Consider the following 24,262-nt stretch of genomic DNA (forward strand, 5'->3'; position numbering starts at 1 on the left):
AATCAACAGTAAATTATAGCATTTGTTCTAAAGAGCTGAAGCACAACTTGATTGACGCAAGCATTCTTAGATCAACGGCATTTTCGAGTCCACGCATGCGGTGTATGTAACGGCTATTTTGACTATCTTTCATACTACCTAAAACCCTGAAATGATGAAACTCATAGCTATGGTGTGCCTGATCTGCATACTTCATATTGGTATTGCACAACCTAAGGAGAAAGATGCACTGGTGGATTCGACCTTTCTTACCGGAAACATTCAGCATCCCGCAGACTTGATCCAGGGCCTGGTACCGGGACTATTGGTAGCTAAGCAGAACACCGCAGAATTCGACCCATACGATCTGAGGCTAAGAGGTACGAATACCTTTTCTGGTCGGACGAATCCTTTGATTTTAGTGAATGGCCTTGTTGTGCCCTCATGGGATTTTATTGATCCAAATGAGATTGGAAAAATCAGAATTTTAAGCGGAAGCGAAACTTCCCGGTTCGGGATGCAGGGAGGGTCTGGTGTCATTGAAATCACCACAAAACAGGCTTCTGAAAACTTTCAAATCAGCTACCATGGATTTGCAGCAGTTGACACCAAGATCTACAAACAAAAAGTACTGGATGCTCCGTCATACAGGTCACTCGGCGGGAGCGACCTGGGCTCCACCACCGTCTGGTTGGAAGAGACTACCAGACCGGCATTTTCTCATGTGAACAACCTATCATTTGGACAGAGGATATCTTCCTTCAACTATCGGGTGGGTCTCAATTACCGCAATGTACAGGGCATTCAGAAGGAGACCGACTATGACCGGGTGAATGGGTTGGTGAATTTAAAATGGACCGGATCTGAATTACTTCAAGTAGAATATACCGGAGCAGTAAACAATCAAACCTCCAATCCCGGATTTACTGAGGTTAGCCGCTTTGCTATCGCTGCTAATCCAACTATGCCCATCTTTTTTGAATCCGGTGATTACTATCAGCCACAGGCATTTGACTATTTCAATCCTTCAGCCATCATCGGGTTGAGTGATAAGAAAACTACTCAAACCAATCATCTGAACCTCGTCAGATTAACCAGTAATATAGGCCTTGCACAACTCCAATTGTACGCCAGTAACTCTCATCAGGAGCAAAGCCTGGATGAAACCTATGACGATAGATTGAGGTTTAGAGGAGGCACGCTCTATCAAAATGATTATTCAATCAATCATCAACAACTGGGAGGTCGATTTGAATATGATTTGCAATCTGGTGACTGGTCGATATCACCAGCGCTGCAGTTGGACAATCACATTTACAAATTTGAAAACAAAACGGTTCAAACGTTCATCACCGGATCGCAGAGCCAGATAAATACAGCCACTGAAAAAGGTCAGGTAGTACTCCTTGGTGGAGCAGTTTCCGCAGACTTCAACTTCAAAGACCAGTGGCACGTAAGCATTGGGGATCGGTTGGAATCCTCTTCCGCACTGGGAGATGAAGCTGGTTTTACTCATTTTCCCTGGTTAAACAGTAGACTCGACATATCTAACTTTCTGGGTTTTGGTGGCACCAATTACTTTACCATCGGGCATGGGAAGACAGGAATGACACCCTACCAACAGGGCTGGTCTGCAGAGCGGATTGGAGACTTTGGTCAGGAGCAATTTGCCAACCCGAACCTCCGTAGTGAGGTAGTGAAAAACACCGATATCGGATTGGATTGGAGATCTGCTGATGGACGTCTTGGAGTTGGTGCACTGTGGTATTGGAAAATTGCCTCAGATATGATTTGGGAGCAGATCTATGACAATGGAGAAGAATTCGCACTGGTCCATGCCAATGCAGCCAAACTTGCTAATCGGGGACTGGAACTGACCATTGATTACTCCCAGGAAATTGGTGATGTCAAATGGCAATCACAACTAGTCACCACTACGTTTAGCTCAGAATGGAAAAGCCTCAGTGGTGATTTGAATACAAATCTGGACAGTACGCGATATGGACTCGTTTTCAATGCAGGCTTTGCTAGTCCATCTGTCATATCGTTTTATGAAAATCAACCTTTTGGAACCATCACGGCCATTCAAACCAATGGTATCGATACACAGGGACAGTCGTGGATCATGGTTGATCAAAATGGCGATGGGAGCATTTACTTTGAAGATTTGCAGGTGGTCGGCCAGGCACTTCCCAAAGTCACCTTGGGGTGGTACAACTCTTTCCACTATCAAAAATTAACTGCTTCATTTCTGGTCAGTGGTGCTTTTGGGCATTCATTAGTGAACGAAACTGCCGTGATGTATCAGCCAAACCTGTCCTGGTCCTACAGTAATTTCCTGGAGAGCTATGATGAAATAGCTCCAATAAGTGATCGGATGGTGGTGGATCACTTCGTGCAGAAGGCCTCTTTTGTACGAATATCCTATTTCCAACTGGCTTACAACCTGAGCACTAAGCCTGACGGATTGCTAAGTCAGGCACAGATTTACTTTGCAGGGAATAACCTGCTTACCTTCACCAAGTATTCAGGGGACAATCCTGACTACAAGCTCTCCAAGAGAGACTATGGTCTGGACGCCAGCCGAACAGCTGGTGTTGATCCAAAACTTCCCGGATTTGATTCTGCCAACCAACTGTATAGTTATAGATCTTTTGTACTTGGTTTAAAACTCAGCCTATTTTGATTGATCCAGAGCCTGTTCAATATCGGAGATGATATCGTCCAGGTGCTCCAAGCCAACTGATACGCGCACTAAACCCGGTGTAATGCCCACTGCCTGTCTCTCTTCTTCGGAAAGTTTGCTGTGAGTGGTAGATGCCGGATGTGTAGCAATAGTACGAGTATCCCCCAGGTTAGCAGACAAGGAGATCATCTGCAATGCATCCAAAAACTTTCTACCCTGATCGATCCCACCTTTTAGTTCGAACGTGACGATCCCTCCTCCTAATCGCATTTGCTTTTTGGCGAGCTCATATTGGGAAAAGGAAGGCAAAAATGGATACCGAACCTGTTTCAATGCTCCGTGTCCCTCAAGGTGTGTAGCCAGTTTCAATGCATTATCACAATGTTTTTCCATGCGCACGGCTAGTGTTTCCAGACTTTTGGATAGAATCCATCCGTGAAAAGGTGACATGGATGGTCCGGTATGCCGAGCCATGAATTTGATTTCCGGAAACAAGTCTTCAGAAGTCACAATGGCACCTCCACATACTCTACCTTGACCATCGATAAACTTGGTGGCCGAATGTGTCACGATATCTGCACCCCATTTGATCGGGTTTTGTAAATAAGGAGTAGCAAAGCAGTTGTCTACGTTGACAATGATTCCCTTGGATTTAGCCAGTTGGCAAATTCTCTCCAGATCGATCAGGTCAAGTGCAGGGTTGCTTGGCGTCTCCAGGAAAATCATTTTCGTTTTTGGTGTAATGGCATTTTCCCAACCTGCTTCATCCAAAATATCGACGTAAGTATGTGTAATTCCCCACCTTGGCAGCAGTTTGGTTAGAATCTGATGGGTAGACCCAAACAATGACCGGGAAGCTACCACGTGATCTCCACTACTTAAAAATGCAGCCATGCTGGTGAACATGGCAGCCATTCCTGAAGCCATCGCCATGCCGGTTTCTCCTCCTTCCAGCAAGCAGAGCTTTTCTATGAACTCGTCGTTATTGGGATTGGAATAGCGAGAGTAAATATTCCCTTCCTTCTCCTCTGCAAATAATGAGCGGGCGTCCTCTGCATCATCAAACATGAAGCTTGATGTGGCATAGATCGGCACAGAGTGCTCTTTTTGACCAGATCGCTCAATTTGATGTCTTATTGCAGCAGTTTCGAACTTTTTGTCGCTCATGGCATTTATCTTTAAGGCTTCAATGGAGAATCACCGCGTGGATTCGAAAGTTGTTTGCCAAAACTAAAGCAGTAATGTGATGATAAAAACATCCTGTTCACTTTAGTGATGGCATCTGAGAACTTAATATCGAACTAAGAACAATTAATTACGACGGAGACATGAAAGAAATGAGTGTAACAGAGTTGAAAGACCTGATGGATAGTGGAGAAGATTTTCAACTGATAGATGTACGCGAGCCAAACGAATATGAGGTAGCAGAGATCGGTGGGGAGCTAATCCCGCTTGCTACCGTTCCCGACAATGCTGATAAAATAGCCAAGGATAAGAAAGTGGTGGTACACTGCAGAAGTGGCAAACGTAGCGCCAATGCCATCCAGTTCCTGGAGCAGCAGCACGGATTTGATAACCTGTACAATCTGGTGGGAGGAATCCTCGCCTGGTCTGATGAAATAGACCCGAATGTGCAGAAATACTAAAAATAAAGAGGCTGTCTCAAAAGCGGTGCTCTTGTCATCCTGAACTGGTTTCAGGATCTAAAATGCATTGATATTCAACTACATAGATTCTGAAATAAATTCAGAATGACACCAATTTCAGGCTTTTGAGACAGTCCCTTTTCTATGACTATTTTTCTTGCCCCAGAACAATGGGTCCATAAACGGCATCTCTGAATTGCTTGTGTACTTGTCCCTGATAAGGAAACACCTGCACAAACAGCACTGCTGTTAATTCATTGACGGGATCTACCCAAAATAAAGTGCTAGCCGCTCCGTCCCAGAAGAATTCTCCAACTACCCCGTTGTTTTCATCAGCTGATTTTGGTGCTTCTGTTCGTACGGCAAAATCAATCCCAAAACCAACCTGTCCCTTGCTCGGTAGCCACAGACTATCCTCTACAGCAGGAAGGTGATTGGTAGCCATGAGCCGCACTGTTTCAGGTTTTAAGATAGTGTTGCCGTTGTAAGTTCCTTCATTGACCAGCATTTGTGCAAACCTCATGTAATCATCAATAGTCGCTTTTAGTCCCCAGCCACCTGGTGTCATCGGCCATTTTTCATAATTGATGGTATGGACCATCTCATCAGGAACCCTAGTGAGACTAGTATCAGTCTTGTAATAAATCGCAGCTACTCGATCACGCTTATCCTCCGGAACATAATAACCTGTTTCATTCATGTTCAGTGGCTCCAAAACCGTCTCTCTCATGTAATCAGCAAAAGCTTTCTCAGCCAACACTTCGGTCAAACGTGCTTGTACATCCACAGAAATGCCGTATTCCCATCGAGTGCCGGGTTGATACCCAAGAGGCAGATTGGACAAGGCTGCTGCCATATCTGCCAGAGAATTTTCCATATTGAGCAGGTCAGCCTGCCCACTCAATGTATCCAGACCCAGATCACCTCTGGACGAAAAACCGGCGGTATGACGGGTAATATCGGCTACTGATATAGGACGATTTGCAGGTGTTAGTTGTCGGTTACCTTCCTCATCCAATATGGCTACCTTCATGTTAGAAAACTCCGGAAGGTATTTGGCCAATGAGTCCTCCAGCCGAAATGCCCCTTTTTCATAAAGGCTCATCAGTGTAGTTCCTGTGATAGGTTTGGTCATGGAGTAGATAGTGGCGATCGTGTTTCGATCCATGGGTGTTCCTGCTTCCCGATCTGCATTACCGAAAGCGTTGAAGTAAACCTCTTCTCCTTTTTCATAAATCAAGGCAGATGCACCTGCAACTATTGAGTCTTCTACAAATGCCTTTAAAGTAGCATCCAATCTTTGAATAGCGTCTTGATTGATAACTTGACTGTTCGATTGTTCTGGCTCTGACTTGCATCCAAAAAGCCAAACACTTAAAAGAAATAGTAGGGTTAAGTTTTTCATAAAAAAATGTGATGGAAATGAGTTACAAGCTACAAAATCTCCACCAATATGCTAAACAGCTTTTAACAGTTGCTTAAATAACTAGTCGCACAATTAGTTGCCAAAGCATTCATTGCGTGTTGTTTGCCCAATCTGACTACTTCACCAATCACAATAATTGCTGGGGATGATAGTCGGTTTTCTTCCACCTTGTCAAGTGCGTGATCTAGCTCCGTGAAAACCGATCGTTCATTTGGACGGCTCCCATTCTGAATAATTCCAATAGCCTCCTCGGCTCCACGTGCTTGTATGAAAAGGTCTACAATTTTTGGCAGGTGTTTCATTCCCATCAAAATGACTACCGTAGCACTTGATTGAGCCGCCAAAGCCAAATCTGATGAAAGCTCTAGAGAAGAAGTAGTACCTGTGACTACCCAAAAACTTTCGTTGACCCCACGTTTCGTCAGAGGAATTTCACTCAATGCCGGGACAGCCAGAGCACTAGAGATTCCGGGGATAACTTCTACCTCCATTCCGTGCTGTCTGGCATGGGTTAGTTCTTCATGCCCTCTCCCAAACACAAATGGGTCTCCTCCTTTGAGCCTAACTACATGTTCATACTTCTTACCATTATCGACGATCATGTCATTGATGTAGATCTGCTGATACTGATGGATCCCAGGCTTCTTTCCTACGTAGACAAGCTCACAACTCGGTGAACAGTACTGCAGTAACTCAGGATTAGCCAACGCGTCGTAAAGCACAACTTGAGCCCTTTTTAAAGCATTTATTGCCTTTAGCGTGATTAATTCCGGATCCCCTGGTCCTGCACCAATTAAGTAAAGAGTAGACATATACGTAATTAATTTATGTAAAACTACGTATTTTATTTTTAATAATTAAGTATTATTACGTAGTTTTACGTAAAATTAAAATGACTCATATGAAAAAGGTACTAGTCATCGGTAATGGAATGGTCGGATACAAGTTCTGCGAAAAGCTCAGAGCCAAAGCTTCGGGAGAAGAAATTTCCGTGGTAGTATATGGAGAAGAGCCAATACCAGCTTATGATCGCGTTCATTTGAGTGAATTCTTCGAAAATCAATCAGCTGAAAAGCTCTACATGGCACCCAGAAGCTGGTATGAGGAAAATGGCATAGCGCTGAAAACCTCGCAGCTAGTTACCAAGATTGACCGTTCTGCTCAGTACATTGAAACTCACACGGGCGAAAGAGAGCACTACGATTACCTCATTCTGGCCACAGGATCTAGCGCGATGGTACCACCTATTAAAGGAGTAGATAAAAAAGGAGTCTTTGTCTACCGTACCATCGAGGATTTGGAGCACATCATTGCTTATGCCCAACATGTAAAAAGAGGTGCGGTACTCGGAGGTGGTTTGCTGGGGTTGGAAGCTGCCAAGGCGCTAATCGATCTGAACTTAGAAGCGCAAGTGATCGAGTTTGCACCAAGGCTCATGCCCAGACAACTAGATGATGCCGGATCCAATATGCTTAAAAGTAAGATTGAGGCACTTGGAATAGAAATCCTGACCAATAAAAGCACCAAAGAAATCCATGGGAATGGAAAGTTGGATAAGTTAGAATTCTCTGATGGCTCCAGTCTTGAGACGGACATGTTAGTAATTAGCTGCGGAATCGTATCTCGAGATGAACTGGCCAAAACATGCGACCTTGAGACTGGGCCAAGAGGAGGATTTGTGGTGAACGACCACATGCAAACCAATGACCCGAACATCTTTGCCATTGGTGAGGCAGCCAATTATAAAGGAATGGTTTACGGCCTGGTAGCTCCTGGCTATGACATGGCTGAAACGGTGGTAGATCAACTGGTGGGCCAACAAACCAAGCGCTTCACTGGTGCAGACATGTCCACCAAACTGAAGCTAATCGGTGTGGATGTGGGGAGCTTCGGAGATGCCCTGGGACAAACGGAAGGCTCCATTCCCATCGCTTTTGAAGACAAGAACTCCGGTGTATACAAACGGATCAATCTCTCAGCGGATAAAAAGAAACTACTCGGAGGAGTATTGGTAGGCGATTGCTCAGACTACAGCATGCTCCTGCAGATTACTCAAAACGGGATGGCAGTACCACCAAACCCGGAAGATCTCATTTTAGGTGCCCGGGGAGCTGGCGGGGGAAATGCCATTGGTGACCTGCCAGATTCAGCACAGATCTGCTCCTGTGAAAATGTCACCAAAGCAGCCATCGTATCAGCAATAAAGGATGACGGGATCATCGATTTGAAAGAAATCCGAACCTGTACCAAGGCCGGAACTGGCTGTGGGGCATGTTCACCGATGGTAGGCGACATTGTAAGTGCCACACTCAAGTCTATGGGACAAACGGTGCGTAAAACCCTCTGTGCCCATTTTGACTATACCCGCCAGGAGTTGTACAGCCTGATCAAAATCAAAGAAATCAAATCATTCAATGAGCTTCTAGATCTCTATGGTAGCGGCGATGGTTGCGAAACCTGCAAACCTGCTGTGGCTTCCCTGCTGGCAAGTATCTGGAACGAGCCTATTCTAAAGCAAGACACCATCCAGGATACCAACGATCGGTTTCTGGCCAACATTCAAAAAGGAGGCAGCTACTCGGTGGTACCAAGAGTACCCGGAGGAGAAATCACCCCGGATAAACTCATTGTGATTGGTCAGGTAGCCAAAAAATACGATCTGTATACGAAAATCACTGGTGGTCAGCGGATTGATATGTTCGGTGCAAAACTCAACGACCTCCCAAAAATCTGGCGAGAGTTGATAGATGCTGGATTTGAAAGTGGTCACGCGTATGGCAAGTCTTTAAGAACTGTAAAAAGCTGTGTTGGATCCACCTGGTGCCGCTATGGCCTTCATGACTCGGTGAGTTTTGCGATAGAAATAGAAAACCGATACAAAGGATTGCGCTCACCACACAAACTGAAGGGTGCCGTATCTGGCTGTAGAAGAGAATGTGCCGAGGCTCAGGGCAAAGACTTTGGGTTAATCGCCACAGAGATTGGCTATAATATTTATGTCTGTGGAAATGGTGGAGCCAACCCGCAGCATGCCAAGCTGCTGGCCGGAGATGTGGATGAGAAAACGGCCATCAAATACCTCGACCGATTCTTAATGTTTTACATCCGAACGGCAGAGCCGCTAAACCGCACAGCCGTATGGCTAAATAAACTGGAAGGTGGTATTGATTACCTCCGGGAAGTAGTGGTCAATGATTGCCTGGGAATCGGCGAAGAGCTTGAAAAAGACATGCAATCCTTAATAGCGGCATACCACTGTGAATGGCGAGCCGCTGTAGAAAATGAAGAAATGAAAAATAAATTCAGGCATTTTGCCAATAGTGATGCGGATGATCCAAACCTTCAGTTTGTCCCCATGCGGGAAATGAAAAAACCCGCTGATTGGGACTGATTTGTAAAAAGCAAAAACGATGAGCCAACAAACACTTGAATATAAAACCGTGAAGCTGGAAGAAGTAAAGCAATGGCGTGAAGCATGTCTGATCAACCAATTTCCTACCGATGGAGGGTTGTGTGTGGAATTGGATGGGTTACAAATCGCCATATTCAACTTCTCCAGACGAAATGAATGGTATGCCACACAGAACCTTTGCCCGCACAAAAAGCAAATGATTCTTTCCAGAGGAATGATCGGGTCAGATGGAAATGAACCCAAAGTAGCGTGCCCGTTTCACAAGAAGACTTTCTCGCTGCAGTCTGGAGCGAACCTCAATGGCAATGAATGCGCCTTGGCAACTTACCCGGTGAAGGTGGAAGAGGGAAAAGTTTACGTAGGTCTAGGGTAATTCTACGTAATAATTTGAGTTAGAAACTCGACAGATTACTTACTTTTACGTAGACACATCAATTGATGTAACCCTCATACATGCCCAAGTTACGATTTAGACGGTTAGGACTTTTCTATATTGCTGCCTTGGGCGGTATCGCATTGAGCATCATTATCTCACAGGTGCTCATACAAACGTCTATCAATAGTCAACAAGATGATGCACGAGTAATCAATGTAGCTGGCCGCCAACGCATGCTGAGTCAGAAAATCAGCAAAGTCGCTCTGAAGATTCAGCAAGGTCAGGGCGATAGTACCTCCAACTACCAGGAATTGAAAAAAGCAGTAGATCTGTGGCAACAGAGCCATGAAGGTCTACAAAAGGGTGACTCAGAGCTGGGCCTGTCACAAAATCCATCAGCAGTCGTACAAAAAATGTTCACGGAGATCGAGCCACATTTCCTGGCCATTTACGGCTCTGCAAGCAACTTATTTGGCACCAATGACCAGTCAGTAATTGCGCAAAATGTGGCGGTAATTCTCAATAATGAGGAACAATTTCTGGAAGGAATGGACCGCATTGTCTTTCAATACGACTTTGAGGCACAGGCAAAGGTTCAAGACCTGAAACAAAAAGAACTCTACTTATTCGTCATCTCACTATTGATTATTGGCCTGGAGTTGCTCTTTATTTTTGCCCCTTTGGCCAAGACCATTCGTGCTACTGTTCAGCACCTGACAGAATCGGAAAAAGCTTCACAAAACATGGCAAGAGAGCTTTCCAAGCTCTACGAAGAACTAGGGAGAAACTACCAGGACCTGGAAGCGGTCAATATAAAACCAGAATCTCCTTCCCTTTATGCCAGCATTAGAAAGGATGGATCATTTAATTACCTGTCCAGTCGATTCTTGCGGATGATGGAGTATGAGGAAGAGGATCCGCCCAACACTTTTGGTCAGCTGCTGGTGTCCAGCCAGTACCAGCAGGACTTTATCAATGGACTACTCAAACTACTGGAAGAAGGAAAAAACTGGTCCGGAGAGATTCGCTTGATTACTGAACCCGGGGACTTTTGCTGGTTAGAGACCTACCTGATTCCTGTGCAGACTTCTGGAGAAATAAAATGGATCGCCCGGGAAACCACCCAACTGAAAGAAGCCAAACTGAAATCCAGAGAAATCAACAAGGAACGAATTGAAAAATCGGTGAAGGAACAGCAATACCGATCTGCGCTTATTTTAGAAGGTCAGGAAGAAGAGCGGAAACGTCTCTCCCGGGAAATCCACGACGGTGTAGGACAAATGCTCTCCGCCATGAAATTACTGTTGGAATCATTTAACCCATCATCTACCCCGATGAAAATGCGGCTAAATGATGCGAAGGATTTGATGAAATCCATCATTCAGGAAGTTCGTCGAGTTTCTTTTAACCTTACCCCCAGTAGCCTGGATGATTTCGGACTGGTACCGGCACTCAATAAGTTTTGCGAGGAGATCAATGCCGTGACCAAGCCTGAAATCAAGTTTATCAATGAAACAAAATTCATCAACAGACTCGAGAGCAACATCGAAACGAACCTTTACCGCATCATTCAGGAGGCGGTAAACAATGCCATCAAATATGCCAAAGCCAGCCACATCACTGTGCGCATTGCTCACACCATCAATAACTTGAATATTTCGGTAGAGGATGATGGAAAAGGGTTTGATTTTGGTCGTGTAGAGCGTAGTGGGCATTTTGAAAAAGCCGGCCATGGTATTTTTAATATGCGCGAAAGAACTTCTTATATTGGTGGAGAATTTAGAATGGACACTGAGCTAGGAAAAGGAACCCGAATATTCATCACATTATCCCTCGACAAAAATGATTAAAGTAGCACTAGCAGATGATCACGAGATCGTCAGGTATGGAATCAAAATGGTACTGGAAGATGACCCGGAGATCGAAGTAATCTGGGAAGCATCAGACGGTCAGGAGACTTTGGACAAAATGGCTGAAGAATCTCCCGATGTGCTGGTAGTGGACATTCGGATGCCTTTACTCACTGGCCTGGAGGTCACACAGAAACTCAAGCAGGCTGATCCGAAAGTCAAAATTGTGATGCTAACCATGCATGACGACTCAGAGTATGTGCTGAAGTCAATGCAATTTGGGGCTGATGGCTATCTCTTAAAAGACACCAATAAAACCGAATTTAACAAAGCTGTGAAACTGGTGAATAATGGGCAAAAGTATTTTAGTGGAGACATTTCCACCACCATTGTCAATTCCTTTCTAAATACGGGTAGCCCAATGAGCCAGACTGCTGAAACCACTGTCGCACCGATGATTGCACAGGATTATGGTTTAACAAAGCGTGAAAAACAAATTCTGAAATTGATCTATGATGGGGTATCCAATAAGGAAATAGCCGAGCAATTGGATAAAAGCATTCGCACAATTGAAACACACCGCTTCAACATCATGAAGAAACTGGAGGTGAACAACATCACTGAGCTGCTGAAAAAGGTAGATAAGGAAAAGCTGACTTAGCAAGACATTTTGATCCGAATTCCTGACAGATTTAGACCTATCTGTCTTGATTCAACCGCATACATTTACTTTACAGTTCGCACCTCTGTGATCTGCATCAAATCAGGTCTAAGATGAAGAATCTAATTGTATTTACCTGTCTGGCAGTACACCTTTCACTTCCTACTTTCAGTCAGAAAGCCTTTGTCCAAGTTGTAAACCAGCACCTTACATTGGATGGAGCACCATACCGTTTCATTGGTACCAATCTTTGGTATGGTATGAACCTGGGAGCTGGAAACAAAGCGCAACAGAGTCGACTGACCAGGGAACTCGATCGCCTTGCATCCATGGGGGTTACCAACCTCCGAATCATGGCTGCCAGTGAGGGACCAGAAGAAAGCCCTTATCAAAACAAACCAATCCTCCAAACATCACCCGGAGTATACAATGAGCAATTGCTTCAGGGACTTGACTTCCTCTTAATAGAAATGGGCAAACGCAACATGAAAGCTGTAGTTTGTCTTGGAAATTTTTGGATGTGGAGTGGTGGATTTCCTCAATATGTTTCCTGGGCCAACAACAGTAAGATACCCTACCCAGACATAGCTGGCGGTAGTTCGTGGGATGACTTCATAAACTATTCAGAATCGTTTTACAGCGAAAAAGATGCTATCAATATGTATCATGATTTCATAAGGTTCTTAATCTCCAGGCAAAACAGCATCAGCAACATACCTTATGTAGATGACCCTACCATCATGGCCTGGCAACTAGCCAATGAGCCCAGAGGATATAGCCACGCACGTGAATACCGCAAATGGATCAAGAAAACAGCCAAACTCATCCAAAGTCTGGATCCCAATCATCTGGTATCCGTAGGAGCTGAGGGCGACACATCCACCAAGATCTCTGGAACGGATCTCTACAAAGACAACAAATCAAAACACATCGACTATGCTACCACACATCTCTGGATCCAAAACTGGGGGTGGTTTGATCCGAAGGATACTAGCTCATTTGAAAAAGCCCGAGCAAAAGCGTTGAGATATCTAGATGGTCAAATCCGGAAGGCCGAAAAACTTGGTAAACCACTCGTTTTAGAGGAATTTGGGGTATCCAGAGATTATGGAAACTTCGAGGTTGATAGTGACATATCCTACCGCAATCGATTTTACAGGTGGATCTTTTCCTACCTTATAGCGCATAATGACAGTCCGTTGCAAGGCTGTAATTTTTGGTCCTGGGGAGGCGAAGGTCGTCCTACTAAAGCTGGAGGATTTTGGGAAGTAGGTAACGATTTGATTGGAGATCCTGCACACGAGCTGCAGGGTTGGTACTCTGTTTATGATATGGATAAGAGCACCATTGATATTGTCAAAACCTACTGCGACATACTAAACGAATAGATCTGCCGCAAGTAAATGAGTAATTACGTAGAAAATTCATATTTAAATACGTATTTTTACGTATTCAAATGAAATGACTATGGATTGCTTCAGCTGTTCCAATCAGGAATGTGTCATCAAGAAAAACTGCCGCCAGGAAAAACTACATCCCTTCATTCAAAAAAAAGCTACGCTACGCTGTAAGAAAGGACAAAGCTTCATCATAGAGGGATCTCCTGTTCACGGTCTGTACTTCGTCCAGGATGGGAAAGTAAAAGTTGCCAAAACAGGTCTTAACGGTAAAGAACAAATCGTTCGCTTCACCGGAAATGGTGAGACCATTGGGCACCGTGGATTTGGAGCTGGTCAAACGTATCAAATCAATGCTGTCGCTTTAGAAAACACAGTTCTTTGTAATTTCTCCAGCGATACGCTACATCAAATGCTTCTGGAAGTTCCCACGCTCACTTATGATCTCATGACCTTTTATGCCGAGGAACTCAACCGAAGTGAGACGAAAGTGAAGAAATTTGCCCAAATGACCGTACGTGAAAAAGTAATCGATGCATTACTGTACTTCAATCGTAAATTTGGTAGGACACATGACCTCTTAAACCTTAGACTATCCAGAAAGGAAATATCAGACTTTGCGGGCACTACTGAAGAGCAAGTCATTCGTACGCTTTCCGCTCTTAGAAAAGAAGGCCTCATAGAAACTCCAGGTAAGCGAATTGCCATCAAAAACGTAGAATTACTTAGAAAAGAGATTTCTGAGCACAATTACTTTCTGGATAGTTAATGCACTATAATTGAGCTATTTATGGATTCAAACCTGTGCATTCGCAGGTTTTTTTGTGTCCCAAAAGACTGTTTTACGCTGACAGGCAGACATAAAACATCTACGTATAAGACTCTAGGTTTGCACATATCTACGTAATTATACTTATTCATAATTCGTAGTGACTAAAGCTAAACTTAAGAGATTATGAAAAAACTTACCTACCTAACTGTGCTGATGCTCACCCTCGGATATGGGGCGCATGCGCAAGTGTCTGTTTCAGCAGAAGTTCGTCCAAGATCCGAATTCCGAAATGGATTCAAGACGTTAACAGAGGAAGCCAAAACTGCTTCTTTCTTCACAGAGCAGCGGTCCAGACTTTACCTGGATTATGCTGATTCCGCATTCAAGTTCAGAGTAGCTTTTCAGGACATTCGCATCTGGGGGGAAACTCCACAGATTTTCAAAGAGGAGTATGGAAAGACATTCATCAGCGAAGCATGGGGTCAGTATTACTTCACCAATACTTTTTCACTCAAAGTCGGTCGCCAGATCATCTCTTATGACAACCAAAGATTCATTGGGGGACTGGAGTGGGCTCAGCAAGGACGCAGACATGACGCTTTGTTATTCCTTTATGAAACTCAAAAGAGCAAACTGCACCTAGGCTTTGCTTATAATCAAGATGATGACATTCCGGAGCCAGCATTTCTTCAATCTCCAGGAGCTGGATATTACAGCGTCAGTGGAAACTATAAAACTTTCCAATACGTCTGGTACAATCAGCAAATTAGTGAAGGCTCTATTTCTCTCCTTGCATTCAACGCAGGTTACCAAAATCCAGACACCACAGTTTCATACAAACAAACCTTTGGGTTGGTGGCATCTAAGAAACTGGGCTCGATCAAACTGGCAGGAGATTTCTACTACCAAACAGGTGAGCTAAGTAAAAACAAAGTGAACGCAATGCTAGCTGGGGTCAATGCGACCTTTACCACATCATTGACGCCACTCACTTTGGGAGTCGAATACGTCTCTGGAAAGGATGACGGAGACACCTCCTCAGATATCACCGCTTTCAGCCCTGATTTCGGTACCAATCACGCTCACAATGGCTTCATGGATTACTTCTACGTAGGACCTGCGAACGGATCTGTGGGAGTGACTGACATCTACCTAAAAACCAGTTTCAACCTTGCTGGAGGCGCCTTAAAAGCGAATATCCATGAATTCATGACAGGATCTACCCAATTGGATACTGAAGGAAATGAACTTAATAAAGCCATGGGTACTGAGGTAGATCTGGTATTTGTGAAAAAACTAAAAGGTGGTGTGGTTTGGAATCTGGGCTATTCACAAATGTTTGCCACCGACACCATGGAAGCGCTACGCGGTGGAGACAAGAGTGCTCTACAGTGTTGGGCATGGACCATGATCACCTTCAAACCTACCCTTTTCACTTCGAAATAAATTGACAACTACAAAATTGATAGTCATGAGAATATTAAAAAGCACACTCATATTAGTCGTACTGGCAACCATCTGGACAGCTTGTACAGGAGGCACGGCCAAAAACAAATCAGCTTCTGTTGAGGAAGCCAAAGAATCCAGTTCATCCAAATTAATGATTGAGAAGCCACAGCTCACCTTTGGGTTCATCAAACTGACAGATATGGCACCATTGGCCATAGCCAAAGAACTTGGCTATTTTGAAGATGAAGGATTGTTTGTTACCATCGAAGCGCAATCCAACTGGAAAAATGTCCTTGACAGAGTGATCGATGGGCAGCTGGATGGATCGCACATGTTAGCAGGTCAGCCCATTGCCGCAGGCGCTGGATTTGGCCGTCAGGCAGAGCTGGTCACGCCTTTCTCCATGGATCTTAATGGAAACGGGATCACCGTATCCAACGAAGTTTGGTCAGCAATGAAGCCCAATGTTCCGATGGATACTGAGGGCAAACCAATCCATCCGATCAAAGCAGACGCATTGGCTCCGGTGGTGAAGGATTTTAAAAACTCCGGCCGTCCGTTCAAAATGGGAATGGTATTTCCGGTTTCTACACACAACTATGAGATTAGGTACTGGTTGGCTGCAGCCGGAATCAACCCTGGCTTCTATACAGCAGACAACATTCAGGGGCAGGTAGACGCAGACGTTCTGCTTTCGGTAACACCACCTCCTCAGATGCCAGCTACGCTTGAAGCAGGTACCATCTATGGCTACTGTGTGGGTGAGCCATGGAATCAACAGGCAGTTTTTAAGGGAATAGGGGTACCCGTAACGACCAATTATGATATCTGGAAAAACAATCCGGAAAAAGTATTCGTGATGACCAAGAAGTTTGTAGAGGAAAATCCAAACACGGCCATAGCGGTAACAAAAGCCCTGATCCGTGCTGCAAAGTGGCTCGACACTCCGGGCAACCGACCTAGAGCCGTAGGAATTCTGTCCATGCCTGAATATGTCGGAGCTGATTCTGTGGTGATTGCCAATTCCATGACAGGAACCTTCGAATTCGAAAAGGGCGATAAGCGAAAAATGCCCGATTTCAACGTATTCTACCGATACAACGCCACCTATCCATTCTACTCAGATGGCATTTGGTTCCTAACACAAATGAGGCGATGGGGACAGATTCCGGAAAGCAAGCCTGCAGACTGGTATCATAGCACCATCAAAGACATCTACCGTCCTGATATCTGGAAAGAAGCCGCTAAAGCGCTGGTAGAAGAAGGCAAGATTCCCGCAACGGATGTACCCGAAACGGATGGATATAAGGCAGTCACCAGTGACTTCATTGACGGCACCACTTATGATGGAAAAGATCCAATCGGTTACATCAATAGCTTCAACATCGGGAATAAAGACGAGAGTTTATAAGACTGTCAAGTCTCAAACGAAGATGCTAAAACAAGTTCAGGATGAGAATTGAGCCAAACTTGAAACCCTTTAAAAAGGACAGTCATGCTGAAACAAGTTCAGCATGATCAAAAAAAATAATAATCCAGAAAAATAAAAGCGTGTCATCCTGAATTTATTTCAGGATCTAGACTTGACAATTTCAATTAATAAAAAATAGACGTTGGTGTCTGAGGGCATGGCCCGTCCAGCCCTCGCACCAACATCCTAAACACATTCATTACTTCATCAAATACCAACGTCATGAAGAACAAATCAATCAAAACGCTAAAAATGCTTGGCCTGGGCTTCCTGGAGCCATTGATCCGCATATTCAGTGGAGAAGAGCATGCCAAAAACGGAAAACTCTTTTTTAAACAAGCACTGCTTCCGCTGCTATCCATCGTACTATTCATTGCCATCTGGCATGCCGGGGCAACAGCACTTTACAACAGCGAAGCTTCAGCTAGAATAGAAAAAGCAAGGGAAGAACAAGGTGAAGAGGCAGCTATTGCCATGGAGAAATGCATTGCCTCAGGTGATATTTCCTGCCAACCAAACACCCTCCCTTCACCCGCGCAGGTTTATTCCGCATTTACTGCTCTTTGGGAAGACCATCTGAGCATTAGCGAAAAGAAAGATGATTTTAGAGAAAAGGTGGCTGACACCAATGCCCAACGAGAAGCGCAGGGTCTGGACCCAATCACCTATACTGGAAGACCTTCGTTTCTAGACCAAATTGGCACGAGCCTGAAAACCGTAGCAGCTGGCTTCTTATTGGCCATGTTTATTGCTGTGCCCATCGGGATCATTATCGGTCTCAGTCCTTCTTTAAGAACTTCTTTCAACTGGCTCATTCAAATCCTTAAACCGGTTTCTCCGGTGGTGTGGCTGCTGCTGGTTTTCATGATTGTGAAAACAGTCATCACCGACCCTAGTTTGGACAAATCATTCATCATCTCATTTATCAGCGTCGGACTCTGCGCCATGTGGGCGACCCTGGTCAATACCAGCATGGGCGTGAGCACAGTAGATAAAGACTACATCAATGTAGCCAAGGTGCTCAAACTCAACATCGGTCAGAATATTTTTAAGATCATCTTACCCGCCTCACTTCCTTTGATTTTCACTGGTTTGAGGATTACCGTGTCAGTAGCCTGGATGGTGTTGATTGCCATCGAACTTTTGGCACAAAGTCCTGGTCTCGGCTCATTCGTTTGGGAAGAATTCCAAAACGGCGCTAACGACTCCAACGCCAAGATCATTGTGGCGATGTTCGTAATCGGGATCATCGGATTCTTACTGGATCGCATCATGCTAAGTGTACAAAATATGATGAGTTTCAATAAAAGCATGGCATAATGGCGATACTCGAACTAAACAATGTCTCCAAATCCTTCGGAGTGGGATCGAATAAAATTGACGTACTTTCAGACATCAATCTGAAGGTAAACGAAGGAGAGTTTTTAGCGATCGTCGGGTTTTCCGGTAGTGGTAAGACCACCCTCATCAACCTGATCAATGGACTTCACTTTCCAGACCAAGGCGAGGTATTATTGAAAGGCAAAAGAATCACCGGACCGGGACCAGACCGTGGCGTGATTTTCCAGAACTATTCGCTACTGCCCTGGCTATCGGTTTACAGCAACGTGAAATTGGCGGTAGACGAAGTGTTTCCTAAAATGTCCAAATCGGAAAAGGAAGCTCACATTTTGAACTACATCGAAATGGTCAACCTCACCCCGGCCAAGGACAAAAAACCGGCAGAACTATCAGGTGGTATGCGTCAACGCGTATCCGTAGCTCGAGCACTGGCCATGAACCCTGAAATGCTCCTAATGGATGAGCCTCTAAGTGCACTGGATGCCTTGACTCGTGGGACCCTTCAGGAAGAAATCATCAAAATCTGGAGTCAGAACAAGAAAACAGCGGTCCTCATCACCAACGATGTGGATGAGGGAATACTGATGGCTGATCGCATCATTCCATTGACTCCCGGCCCCAATGCAACGCTCGGACCAGAGTTTAACGTGCCATTTGATCGGCCCAGAGATGTGACCACTATCAATAAGGATGATCAATACAAAAGGTTGAGAAATGACATTCTGGAATACCTGATCGAAGTAGGCGCTACCAGACGACAGGTGAGTGACCAAAAGTACATCCTACCGGACCTGAAGCCTACCATGCCGGGTAGAGTCATTTTCGGAAGAAAGAAGAAAAAAGAAACCGTAAAATATTTCTAGACCATGCAAGCACAAGAAGCAATACCCTATATACCAGAACCAGTTGCTCAAGCAGAAATGCTGGTCTGCCAAAATTTAAGAAAAGTCTATCCCACCCCCACTGGTGACTATGTGGTACTGGATGATCTGCAGCTTTCCATTCGGCAAGGAGAATTTGTCTCCATCATCGGGCACTCCGGCTGTGGTAAATCCACCTTGCTCACGATGATCGCCGGGCTAAATGACATCAGTGGTGGACAAATCATCGTTGATGGAGATCCCGTCCGGGAAGCAGGTCCGGACCGTGCAGTGGTCTTTCAGTCGCCAAGTTTACTGCCTTGGCTCACTGCCTTGCAAAACGTCATGATCGGGGTGAAACAGGTATTTCCAGGCGCATCACGAGCAGAGAAAGAAGAAATTTGCAAATACTACCTGGACAAGGTTGGACTAGGGAACGACTTCCACAAACGAGCGACCGACCTGTCTCAAGGCATGCAACAGCGGGTAGGGATTGCCCGGGCTTTTGCACTGAAGCCGAAAGTCCTGCTGCTCGATGAGCCATTTGGAATGCTGGACTCCCTGACACGCGGAGAACTCCAGGATGTCTTGCTGGAGATCTGGCAAAAGGAAAAAATCACCGCCGTGGCTATCACCCATGATGTGGACGAATCGATTTTCCTGGCCGACCGGGTGATCATGATGACCAGTGGGCCTTATGCCAAAATCGGTGATGAACTGGAAATCCCATTCGAGCGACCAAGAAACCGGAAGGAAGTGCTGGAGCATCCAGATTATTACGATTACCGCGGATACCTCCTCGATTTTTTGAATCACTAAACCCAAATAACAGCTTAGACCGAGCTGTACATGGACCTGTCGACCACCATGAAAGAAGCTGTAAGTGAAGCAGCATAGAATCCTTTTCAGAAAGCCGGTTCCACCTTTGGAATGACGAAAGTAAAGCATTTCAATTGGTCGATTTCTTCGTCCGTTTTGGAGTTGAGGTGTTGCATGAGCCGAAAGGAGAGATCTTTTGATTCCTTCTTCGGTTTGCCCCAAATAAGATCGTAGTTCAAGTTAGTATGGCATTCAGCCATCATATACGGATATGTTTTCTTGGAATGTTCGATACCTTGAATTCCCCCAATCCAACTGCTTAGATCGTCACAATCTGCTTCAAAATTAAGCGTTGGTTCCTGTGCGAAAAGTAGTGCGATAAATATGAAAATGTTACTCATGAGTTCTGCGGGGATCCCTGAATTTCCTAAAATGAGTATGCGCCCCAGCTGCTAGAAGTACTGAAATTTCCCTTTCGCACTGTCATTTCAACTGCCTCAGCATATTCATTTTAGTTTGTTGTGAGGCGTTTTAATTAAGCAGTTGGAACATTCAAGTTGCCACCTACAGCTCTTATCACTTTAAGAATAGTGTCAAATTGAGGTTTCGAGCCATGCGCTAGAGCTTTATATAAGCTAGGCCTACTTAAGCCTGTTTCCTCAGCAATTTTGGACATTCCACGTGCTTTAGCCACATGGCCGAGAGCAGTTTTGATGTCCTCTGCATCACCTTCTTCAAGAATAGCGTTCAAATACTCTGCGATCATTGCATCATCATCTAGGTATTCAGCAATGTCGAATTTGGTTATTTCTTTAGTTGCCATCTTCAAGTTCGTCTTTATAGTTCGACCATAAATTTTTGGCTTTGTCTATGTCCTTCTGTTGAGTTGATTTAGTTCCTCCGTTCAGAAGTAAGACAATAGTGCCTCCATGTTCCTTCAAGTAGACTCGATATCCTTTGGCGTAGTGGATTCTTAGTTCACTGATTCCTTCTCCAACTGGTTCGCAATCACCAAAATTTCCATGTTCTTCAATTCTTTGAATTCTGAAGAGGATTTTGGCCTTTGCTCGTTGGTCTTTTAATTTCCTCAACCACTTGTCAAATACCTCCGTCTTTTCAATAGAATACACACGACAAATGTATTCACTTGGATACAGTTTTGCAATTTTCCGTTGAAATATGCATTTAGAAGTGATACCTCACAACATTCGTTATTGTGCAACTGATCTGAAGTGCTTCCAAAGTATCCAAGTGGCACTGCGCCTGCCTGTCGGCAAGGCAGTTTCAGAAAGAGAAAAATCCTGCGAACTGAAGCTTACAAACAGCACAGAACTTTCTCGGTGGCAGATTCACGGTGAGAGTTCCTCCCCTGATCCTCGTTTGCAACGAGGATCCTTAGTACTTAGAGTTTACAATTCGAATAACCAGAAAACCTCAAAATGACTAGCGATAAGTAAGCTCCAGATTGTTGGTCCAGCCTTGAACTACGTAGACCCGATTGACCCCATCATTGCGTCCATCCGCAATCAGAATGTTTTGAACGGCATCTGATCCGCTTAGTCGGTATTTATTCACTTCGGCTTTTTCACTTCCAGGAGTGATTTCGTAAATGGTTCCAAAGATGGCAGGCATATACAAGCGATTCACACCATCATTGCGCACATCCCCATACTCGATCTCAAATGGACCGCCAATAGTGGATGAAAGAACCTCTCGTGACCAACTGCCATTTTCGAAATAATATTCATAGAAATTCTCCACACCCATTACATAGAGTGAACCCGTTTCATCTATTGGTTGCAGTAAAAATGAGTAAGCATAGGAAACTTCTGGTTCACCCGGAAAGATCTGGGGCATTTCAGTCTTTTGCCATTCCCCATCGTAGGCCAGCTCAAATAATCGGCCGGATCGAGACGATAGGTATACATGATCTCTATCCAGCCCACGAACATTACCAGCGGCCATGCCAACTATTGGGTCATCAGAATCCAGGATTTCAATCAGCCGGGTATTCCATTCCGTCCCCGTAAAAAACACCTCAATGAGTCTTTCTTCGCCAATATCCAATTCCTGTACAATCAGACTTTTGGTATCCTGATTGGAAAACTTCCCTGACGCAAATCCCCCCACGATGACCTCAAAATCAGAAGAATAGATCGTATCACGCTTCCATTCCTCTGCGTCATAAGTCAATTCGGTAAAGTATTGATGTTCGATATTATAGGTCTCCTCGAAGTATTTATGTCCGAGTGCAATGAGGTGCTGCTTTCCATCGGATTTAAGGTCATCAAGCCATGCCCATCCTGCTGATTCATCGGTGACAGTACCAGTCTGCTCCCACTTACCGTCCAGATAGGTGTACTCCCTAATGCCAGAAAGCAAGAACGGATTTGTCAGCACAATTCCATATCCACGATTGATCCCATCATTTCTACCCGGTCCAATATCCAAAAACTGGACCTGAATGCTCTGCTCTCGAAATCCGTGTTCATCCTTTTTCTTACAACTTACAAAAGGAATGGTAGCTATTACCACGATGATATAGAACCGTATATGCGCAACGTGGAGTTTAAAAAATGGAGTCATAACGCTAAGTGGAGTTTACAACTAAAATAACGGAATTATGCCACAACAGGAAGTGAAACACGACTATTATTATTCGTAAACCTCTCTCTATAAGCTACTTATATCACTTCACACAGCTCATTAGCTAAGGGTATTGATAGTAGATTCTATAACAGATCAAACCATTCCTGGTAAGGCAACTCTCCTGGCAGCTTAATTAAGAAGTACCCTTATTTAACATTTCATTCATTTCGTTAATTAACGATTTCCCTTATTTAAATATTTTATGTTTTTCTTAATTAATAAGCATTCCTATTTAAGTTTTTATTCTTTTTCTTAATTAGCAATACCCCTTATTTAAGTTTTTGATCATTTTCTTAAATAAGAAGTATCTTTGATCAAATAAAAAGCGAGGGAAATGAAACACTTCACATCTGGTAAATATATTACTCAAGGGTCTTACAAGAGTTTTCAACCTGAGAAGATCAATAGGGATTGGGTGATTGAAAACATGGAATTGATTCATCTATTAAGCCAAGCTGATAGACAACTTGGAAGACTTGACATGTATTCAGAGTACATTCCCAATATTGATTTATTCATTAGCATGCACGTGCTTAAGGAGGCAACTCAATCCAGTAAAATCGAAGGAACTAAAACGAATATCGAGGAAGCGCTGCTCGAAAAAGAAGATGTAGCAGAAGAAAGAAGAGATGACTGGGAAGAAGTTCAGAATTATATTTCAGCGCTAAACCAGGCTATCAATAGTTTAGAAGAATTGCCGTTTTCATCACGTTTGATTAAACAAACACATGAAATACTGCTTTCTGGGGTCAGGGGTAAACACAAGTTACCAGGTGAATTTCGAACAAGCCAGAACTGGATAGGTGGAGCAAGCATAGCAGATGCCACCTTTATTCCACCCATTCATTCTACAATAGATGAGTATATGAGTGATCTTGAAAAGTTTGCTCATAGTCAGAACACTTACTTTCCAGAACTATTGAAGATCGCATTGATACACTATCAATTCGAGACGATTCATCCGTTTTTGGATGGTAATGGAAGAGTGGGAAGACTCATGATTACTCTCTATTTAGTAGAAAAAGGAATTCTAAAGAAACCAATCCTCTATCTATCTGATTTCTTCGAAAGAAATAGAACACTTTATTACGATAATCTGATGCGGGTCAGGGAGAAGGCCGATATTACTCAATGGTTCAAATTTTTCCTGGTTGGGGTTATTGAAACTGCCAAAAGCAGTATTTCCGCTTTTGATAGTATATTAAAGCTTCAGCAAGATGTTGAAATTCGCGTACAGTCCATGGGTAGCCGCTCTGCCAATGCAAGTATTATTGCCAAACAGTTATATCAGCACCCAATTATTGATGCTCAAAAGGTAAGAGAAATTACTGGCTTATCCATGCCTTCAGTTTACAAACTAATCGAAGAATTAGAGACGCTAAAAATTCTGCATGAAGTTACAGGTAGCAAAAGAGGAAAAGTTTATTTCTTCAAAGAATATATTGACCTGTTTAGTAATGAACAGTAG

At 44.1% G+C, this 24,262-nt stretch carries 21 protein-coding genes; 14 read left to right on the plus strand and 7 right to left on the minus strand.

Annotated elements, in window-relative coordinates; genetic code table 11:
- Nucleotides 1-151 precede the first annotated feature (151 nt).
- On the plus strand, nucleotides 152-2,665 hold the full coding sequence (locus tag ACO067_RS09675; RefSeq protein ID WP_421873475.1) for a TonB-dependent receptor plug domain-containing protein: 2,514 nt from the start codon (nucleotides 152-154) through the stop codon (nucleotides 2,663-2,665).
- Here ACO067_RS09675 and ACO067_RS09680 read toward each other — a convergent pair.
- Nucleotides 2,657-3,832 carry a trans-sulfuration enzyme family protein gene (locus ACO067_RS09680; protein ID WP_421873478.1) on the minus strand — a complete coding sequence of 392 codons (1,176 nt, stop codon included), beginning with the start codon at nucleotides 3,830-3,832 and terminating at the stop codon, nucleotides 2,657-2,659. The two genes, ACO067_RS09675 and ACO067_RS09680, sit on opposite strands and share 9 nt — an antisense overlap.
- Before the next feature lie 161 nt (nucleotides 3,833-3,993).
- Here ACO067_RS09680 and ACO067_RS09685 point away from each other — a divergent pair, with 161 nt between their 5' ends.
- Nucleotides 3,994-4,311, plus strand: coding sequence for a rhodanese-like domain-containing protein (locus ACO067_RS09685; protein ID WP_421873481.1), 318 nt, complete (start codon nucleotides 3,994-3,996; stop codon nucleotides 4,309-4,311).
- A gap of 148 nt (nucleotides 4,312-4,459) precedes the next feature.
- Here ACO067_RS09685 and ACO067_RS09690 read toward each other — a convergent pair whose 3' ends face one another.
- Nucleotides 4,460-5,716 carry a serine hydrolase domain-containing protein gene (locus ACO067_RS09690; protein ID WP_421873483.1) on the minus strand — a complete coding sequence of 419 codons (1,257 nt, stop codon included), beginning with the start codon at nucleotides 5,714-5,716 and terminating at the stop codon, nucleotides 4,460-4,462.
- Between the two features lie 62 nt (nucleotides 5,717-5,778).
- Nucleotides 5,779-6,549, minus strand: a complete 771-nt coding sequence (cobA, locus tag ACO067_RS09695) for a uroporphyrinogen-III C-methyltransferase (protein WP_421873486.1) — start codon at nucleotides 6,547-6,549, stop codon at nucleotides 5,779-5,781.
- 89 nt (nucleotides 6,550-6,638) lie between these two features.
- On the opposite strand from cobA, the gene nirB reads away from it, so the two are divergent.
- From nirB to ACO067_RS09750, 11 genes are all read left to right on the plus strand, one after another.
- Nucleotides 6,639-9,128, plus strand: coding sequence for a nitrite reductase large subunit NirB (nirB, locus tag ACO067_RS09700; protein ID WP_421873489.1), 2,490 nt, complete (start codon nucleotides 6,639-6,641; stop codon nucleotides 9,126-9,128).
- 19 nt (nucleotides 9,129-9,147) lie between these two features.
- Nucleotides 9,148-9,522 (plus strand): nitrite reductase small subunit NirD, encoded by a 375-nt coding sequence (gene nirD, locus ACO067_RS09705; protein WP_421873492.1) that lies wholly within the window; start codon nucleotides 9,148-9,150, stop codon nucleotides 9,520-9,522.
- 80 nt (nucleotides 9,523-9,602) lie between these two features.
- Complete coding sequence (locus ACO067_RS09710; RefSeq protein WP_421873495.1) at nucleotides 9,603-11,375, plus strand: type IV pili methyl-accepting chemotaxis transducer N-terminal domain-containing protein; 1,773 nt, start codon at nucleotides 9,603-9,605, stop codon at nucleotides 11,373-11,375.
- Nucleotides 11,368-12,036: a response regulator transcription factor gene (locus ACO067_RS09715; RefSeq protein ID WP_421873498.1), complete on the plus strand. Its 669-nt coding sequence runs from the start codon at nucleotides 11,368-11,370 to the stop codon at nucleotides 12,034-12,036. The genes ACO067_RS09710 and ACO067_RS09715 overlap by 8 nt, the downstream gene beginning before the upstream one ends.
- Before the next feature lie 113 nt (nucleotides 12,037-12,149).
- Complete coding sequence (locus ACO067_RS09720; protein WP_421873500.1) at nucleotides 12,150-13,424, plus strand: glycoside hydrolase 5 family protein; 1,275 nt, start codon at nucleotides 12,150-12,152, stop codon at nucleotides 13,422-13,424.
- A gap of 79 nt (nucleotides 13,425-13,503) precedes the next feature.
- Entirely contained in the window at nucleotides 13,504-14,202 is a 699-nt protein-coding gene (locus ACO067_RS09725; protein WP_421873502.1) for a Crp/Fnr family transcriptional regulator, read from the plus strand.
- A gap of 186 nt (nucleotides 14,203-14,388) precedes the next feature.
- Nucleotides 14,389-15,651: an alginate export family protein gene (locus tag ACO067_RS09730; RefSeq protein ID WP_421873504.1), complete on the plus strand. Its 1,263-nt coding sequence runs from the start codon at nucleotides 14,389-14,391 to the stop codon at nucleotides 15,649-15,651.
- 25 nt (nucleotides 15,652-15,676) lie between these two features.
- Nucleotides 15,677-17,065 (plus strand): CmpA/NrtA family ABC transporter substrate-binding protein, encoded by a 1,389-nt coding sequence (locus ACO067_RS09735; RefSeq protein WP_421873507.1) that lies wholly within the window; start codon nucleotides 15,677-15,679, stop codon nucleotides 17,063-17,065.
- Between the two features lie 282 nt (nucleotides 17,066-17,347).
- On the plus strand, nucleotides 17,348-18,445 hold the full coding sequence (locus ACO067_RS09740) for an ABC transporter permease (protein ID WP_421873510.1): 1,098 nt from the start codon (nucleotides 17,348-17,350) through the stop codon (nucleotides 18,443-18,445).
- A complete protein-coding gene (locus tag ACO067_RS09745; RefSeq protein ID WP_421873512.1) occupies nucleotides 18,445-19,329 on the plus strand; it encodes an ABC transporter ATP-binding protein in 885 nt (294 codons plus the stop codon). Before ACO067_RS09740 ends, ACO067_RS09745 begins: the two co-directional genes overlap by 1 nt.
- A 3-nt stretch (nucleotides 19,330-19,332) precedes the next feature.
- Nucleotides 19,333-20,145: an ABC transporter ATP-binding protein gene (locus ACO067_RS09750; protein WP_421873514.1), complete on the plus strand. Its 813-nt coding sequence runs from the start codon at nucleotides 19,333-19,335 to the stop codon at nucleotides 20,143-20,145.
- Nucleotides 20,146-20,231: 86 nt separating this feature from the next.
- Here the strand turns inward: ACO067_RS09750 and ACO067_RS09755 are convergent, their stop codons facing one another.
- From ACO067_RS09755 to ACO067_RS09770, 4 genes are all read right to left on the minus strand, one after another.
- Complete coding sequence (locus ACO067_RS09755; protein WP_421873516.1) at nucleotides 20,232-20,546, minus strand: hypothetical protein; 315 nt, start codon at nucleotides 20,544-20,546, stop codon at nucleotides 20,232-20,234.
- Nucleotides 20,547-20,680: 134 nt separating this feature from the next.
- On the minus strand, nucleotides 20,681-20,968 hold the full coding sequence (locus tag ACO067_RS09760) for an addiction module antidote protein (RefSeq protein WP_421873518.1): 288 nt from the start codon (nucleotides 20,966-20,968) through the stop codon (nucleotides 20,681-20,683).
- Nucleotides 20,958-21,275: a type II toxin-antitoxin system RelE/ParE family toxin gene (locus ACO067_RS09765; protein WP_421873521.1), complete on the minus strand. Its 318-nt coding sequence runs from the start codon at nucleotides 21,273-21,275 to the stop codon at nucleotides 20,958-20,960. Before ACO067_RS09765 ends, ACO067_RS09760 begins: the two co-directional genes overlap by 11 nt.
- 313 nt (nucleotides 21,276-21,588) lie before the next feature.
- Entirely contained in the window at nucleotides 21,589-22,731 is a 1,143-nt protein-coding gene (locus ACO067_RS09770; protein WP_421873523.1) for a hypothetical protein, read from the minus strand.
- Between the two features lie 397 nt (nucleotides 22,732-23,128).
- Here ACO067_RS09770 and ACO067_RS09775 point away from each other — a divergent pair, with 397 nt between their 5' ends.
- Nucleotides 23,129-24,262 carry a Fic family protein gene (locus tag ACO067_RS09775; RefSeq protein WP_421873525.1) on the plus strand — a complete coding sequence of 378 codons (1,134 nt, stop codon included), beginning with the start codon at nucleotides 23,129-23,131 and terminating at the stop codon, nucleotides 24,260-24,262.

The organism is Marinoscillum sp. (assembly GCF_965229915.1).
Lineage (GTDB): Bacteria > Bacteroidota > Bacteroidia > Cytophagales > Cyclobacteriaceae > Marinoscillum.

Coding starts and splice junctions, on each gene's coding strand:
- ACO067_RS09675 (WP_421873475.1), top strand. CDS start 152: ATGATGAAACTCATAGCTATGGTGTGCCTGATCTGCATACTTCATATT.
- ACO067_RS09680 (WP_421873478.1), bottom strand. CDS start 3,832: ATGAGCGACAAAAAGTTCGAAACTGCTGCAATAAGACATCAAATTGAG.
- ACO067_RS09685 (WP_421873481.1), top strand. CDS start 3,994: ATGAAAGAAATGAGTGTAACAGAGTTGAAAGACCTGATGGATAGTGGA.
- ACO067_RS09690 (WP_421873483.1), bottom strand. CDS start 5,716: ATGAAAAACTTAACCCTACTATTTCTTTTAAGTGTTTGGCTTTTTGGA.
- cobA (WP_421873486.1), bottom strand. CDS start 6,549: ATGTCTACTCTTTACTTAATTGGTGCAGGACCAGGGGATCCGGAATTA.
- nirB (WP_421873489.1), top strand. CDS start 6,639: ATGAAAAAGGTACTAGTCATCGGTAATGGAATGGTCGGATACAAGTTC.
- nirD (WP_421873492.1), top strand. CDS start 9,148: ATGAGCCAACAAACACTTGAATATAAAACCGTGAAGCTGGAAGAAGTA.
- ACO067_RS09710 (WP_421873495.1), top strand. CDS start 9,603: ATGCCCAAGTTACGATTTAGACGGTTAGGACTTTTCTATATTGCTGCC.
- ACO067_RS09715 (WP_421873498.1), top strand. CDS start 11,368: ATGATTAAAGTAGCACTAGCAGATGATCACGAGATCGTCAGGTATGGA.
- ACO067_RS09720 (WP_421873500.1), top strand. CDS start 12,150: ATGAAGAATCTAATTGTATTTACCTGTCTGGCAGTACACCTTTCACTT.
- ACO067_RS09725 (WP_421873502.1), top strand. CDS start 13,504: ATGGATTGCTTCAGCTGTTCCAATCAGGAATGTGTCATCAAGAAAAAC.
- ACO067_RS09730 (WP_421873504.1), top strand. CDS start 14,389: ATGAAAAAACTTACCTACCTAACTGTGCTGATGCTCACCCTCGGATAT.
- ACO067_RS09735 (WP_421873507.1), top strand. CDS start 15,677: ATGAGAATATTAAAAAGCACACTCATATTAGTCGTACTGGCAACCATC.
- ACO067_RS09740 (WP_421873510.1), top strand. CDS start 17,348: ATGAAGAACAAATCAATCAAAACGCTAAAAATGCTTGGCCTGGGCTTC.
- ACO067_RS09745 (WP_421873512.1), top strand. CDS start 18,445: ATGGCGATACTCGAACTAAACAATGTCTCCAAATCCTTCGGAGTGGGA.
- ACO067_RS09750 (WP_421873514.1), top strand. CDS start 19,333: ATGCAAGCACAAGAAGCAATACCCTATATACCAGAACCAGTTGCTCAA.
- ACO067_RS09755 (WP_421873516.1), bottom strand. CDS start 20,546: ATGAGTAACATTTTCATATTTATCGCACTACTTTTCGCACAGGAACCA.
- ACO067_RS09760 (WP_421873518.1), bottom strand. CDS start 20,968: ATGGCAACTAAAGAAATAACCAAATTCGACATTGCTGAATACCTAGAT.
- ACO067_RS09770 (WP_421873523.1), bottom strand. CDS start 22,731: ATGACTCCATTTTTTAAACTCCACGTTGCGCATATACGGTTCTATATC.
- ACO067_RS09775 (WP_421873525.1), top strand. CDS start 23,129: ATGAAACACTTCACATCTGGTAAATATATTACTCAAGGGTCTTACAAG.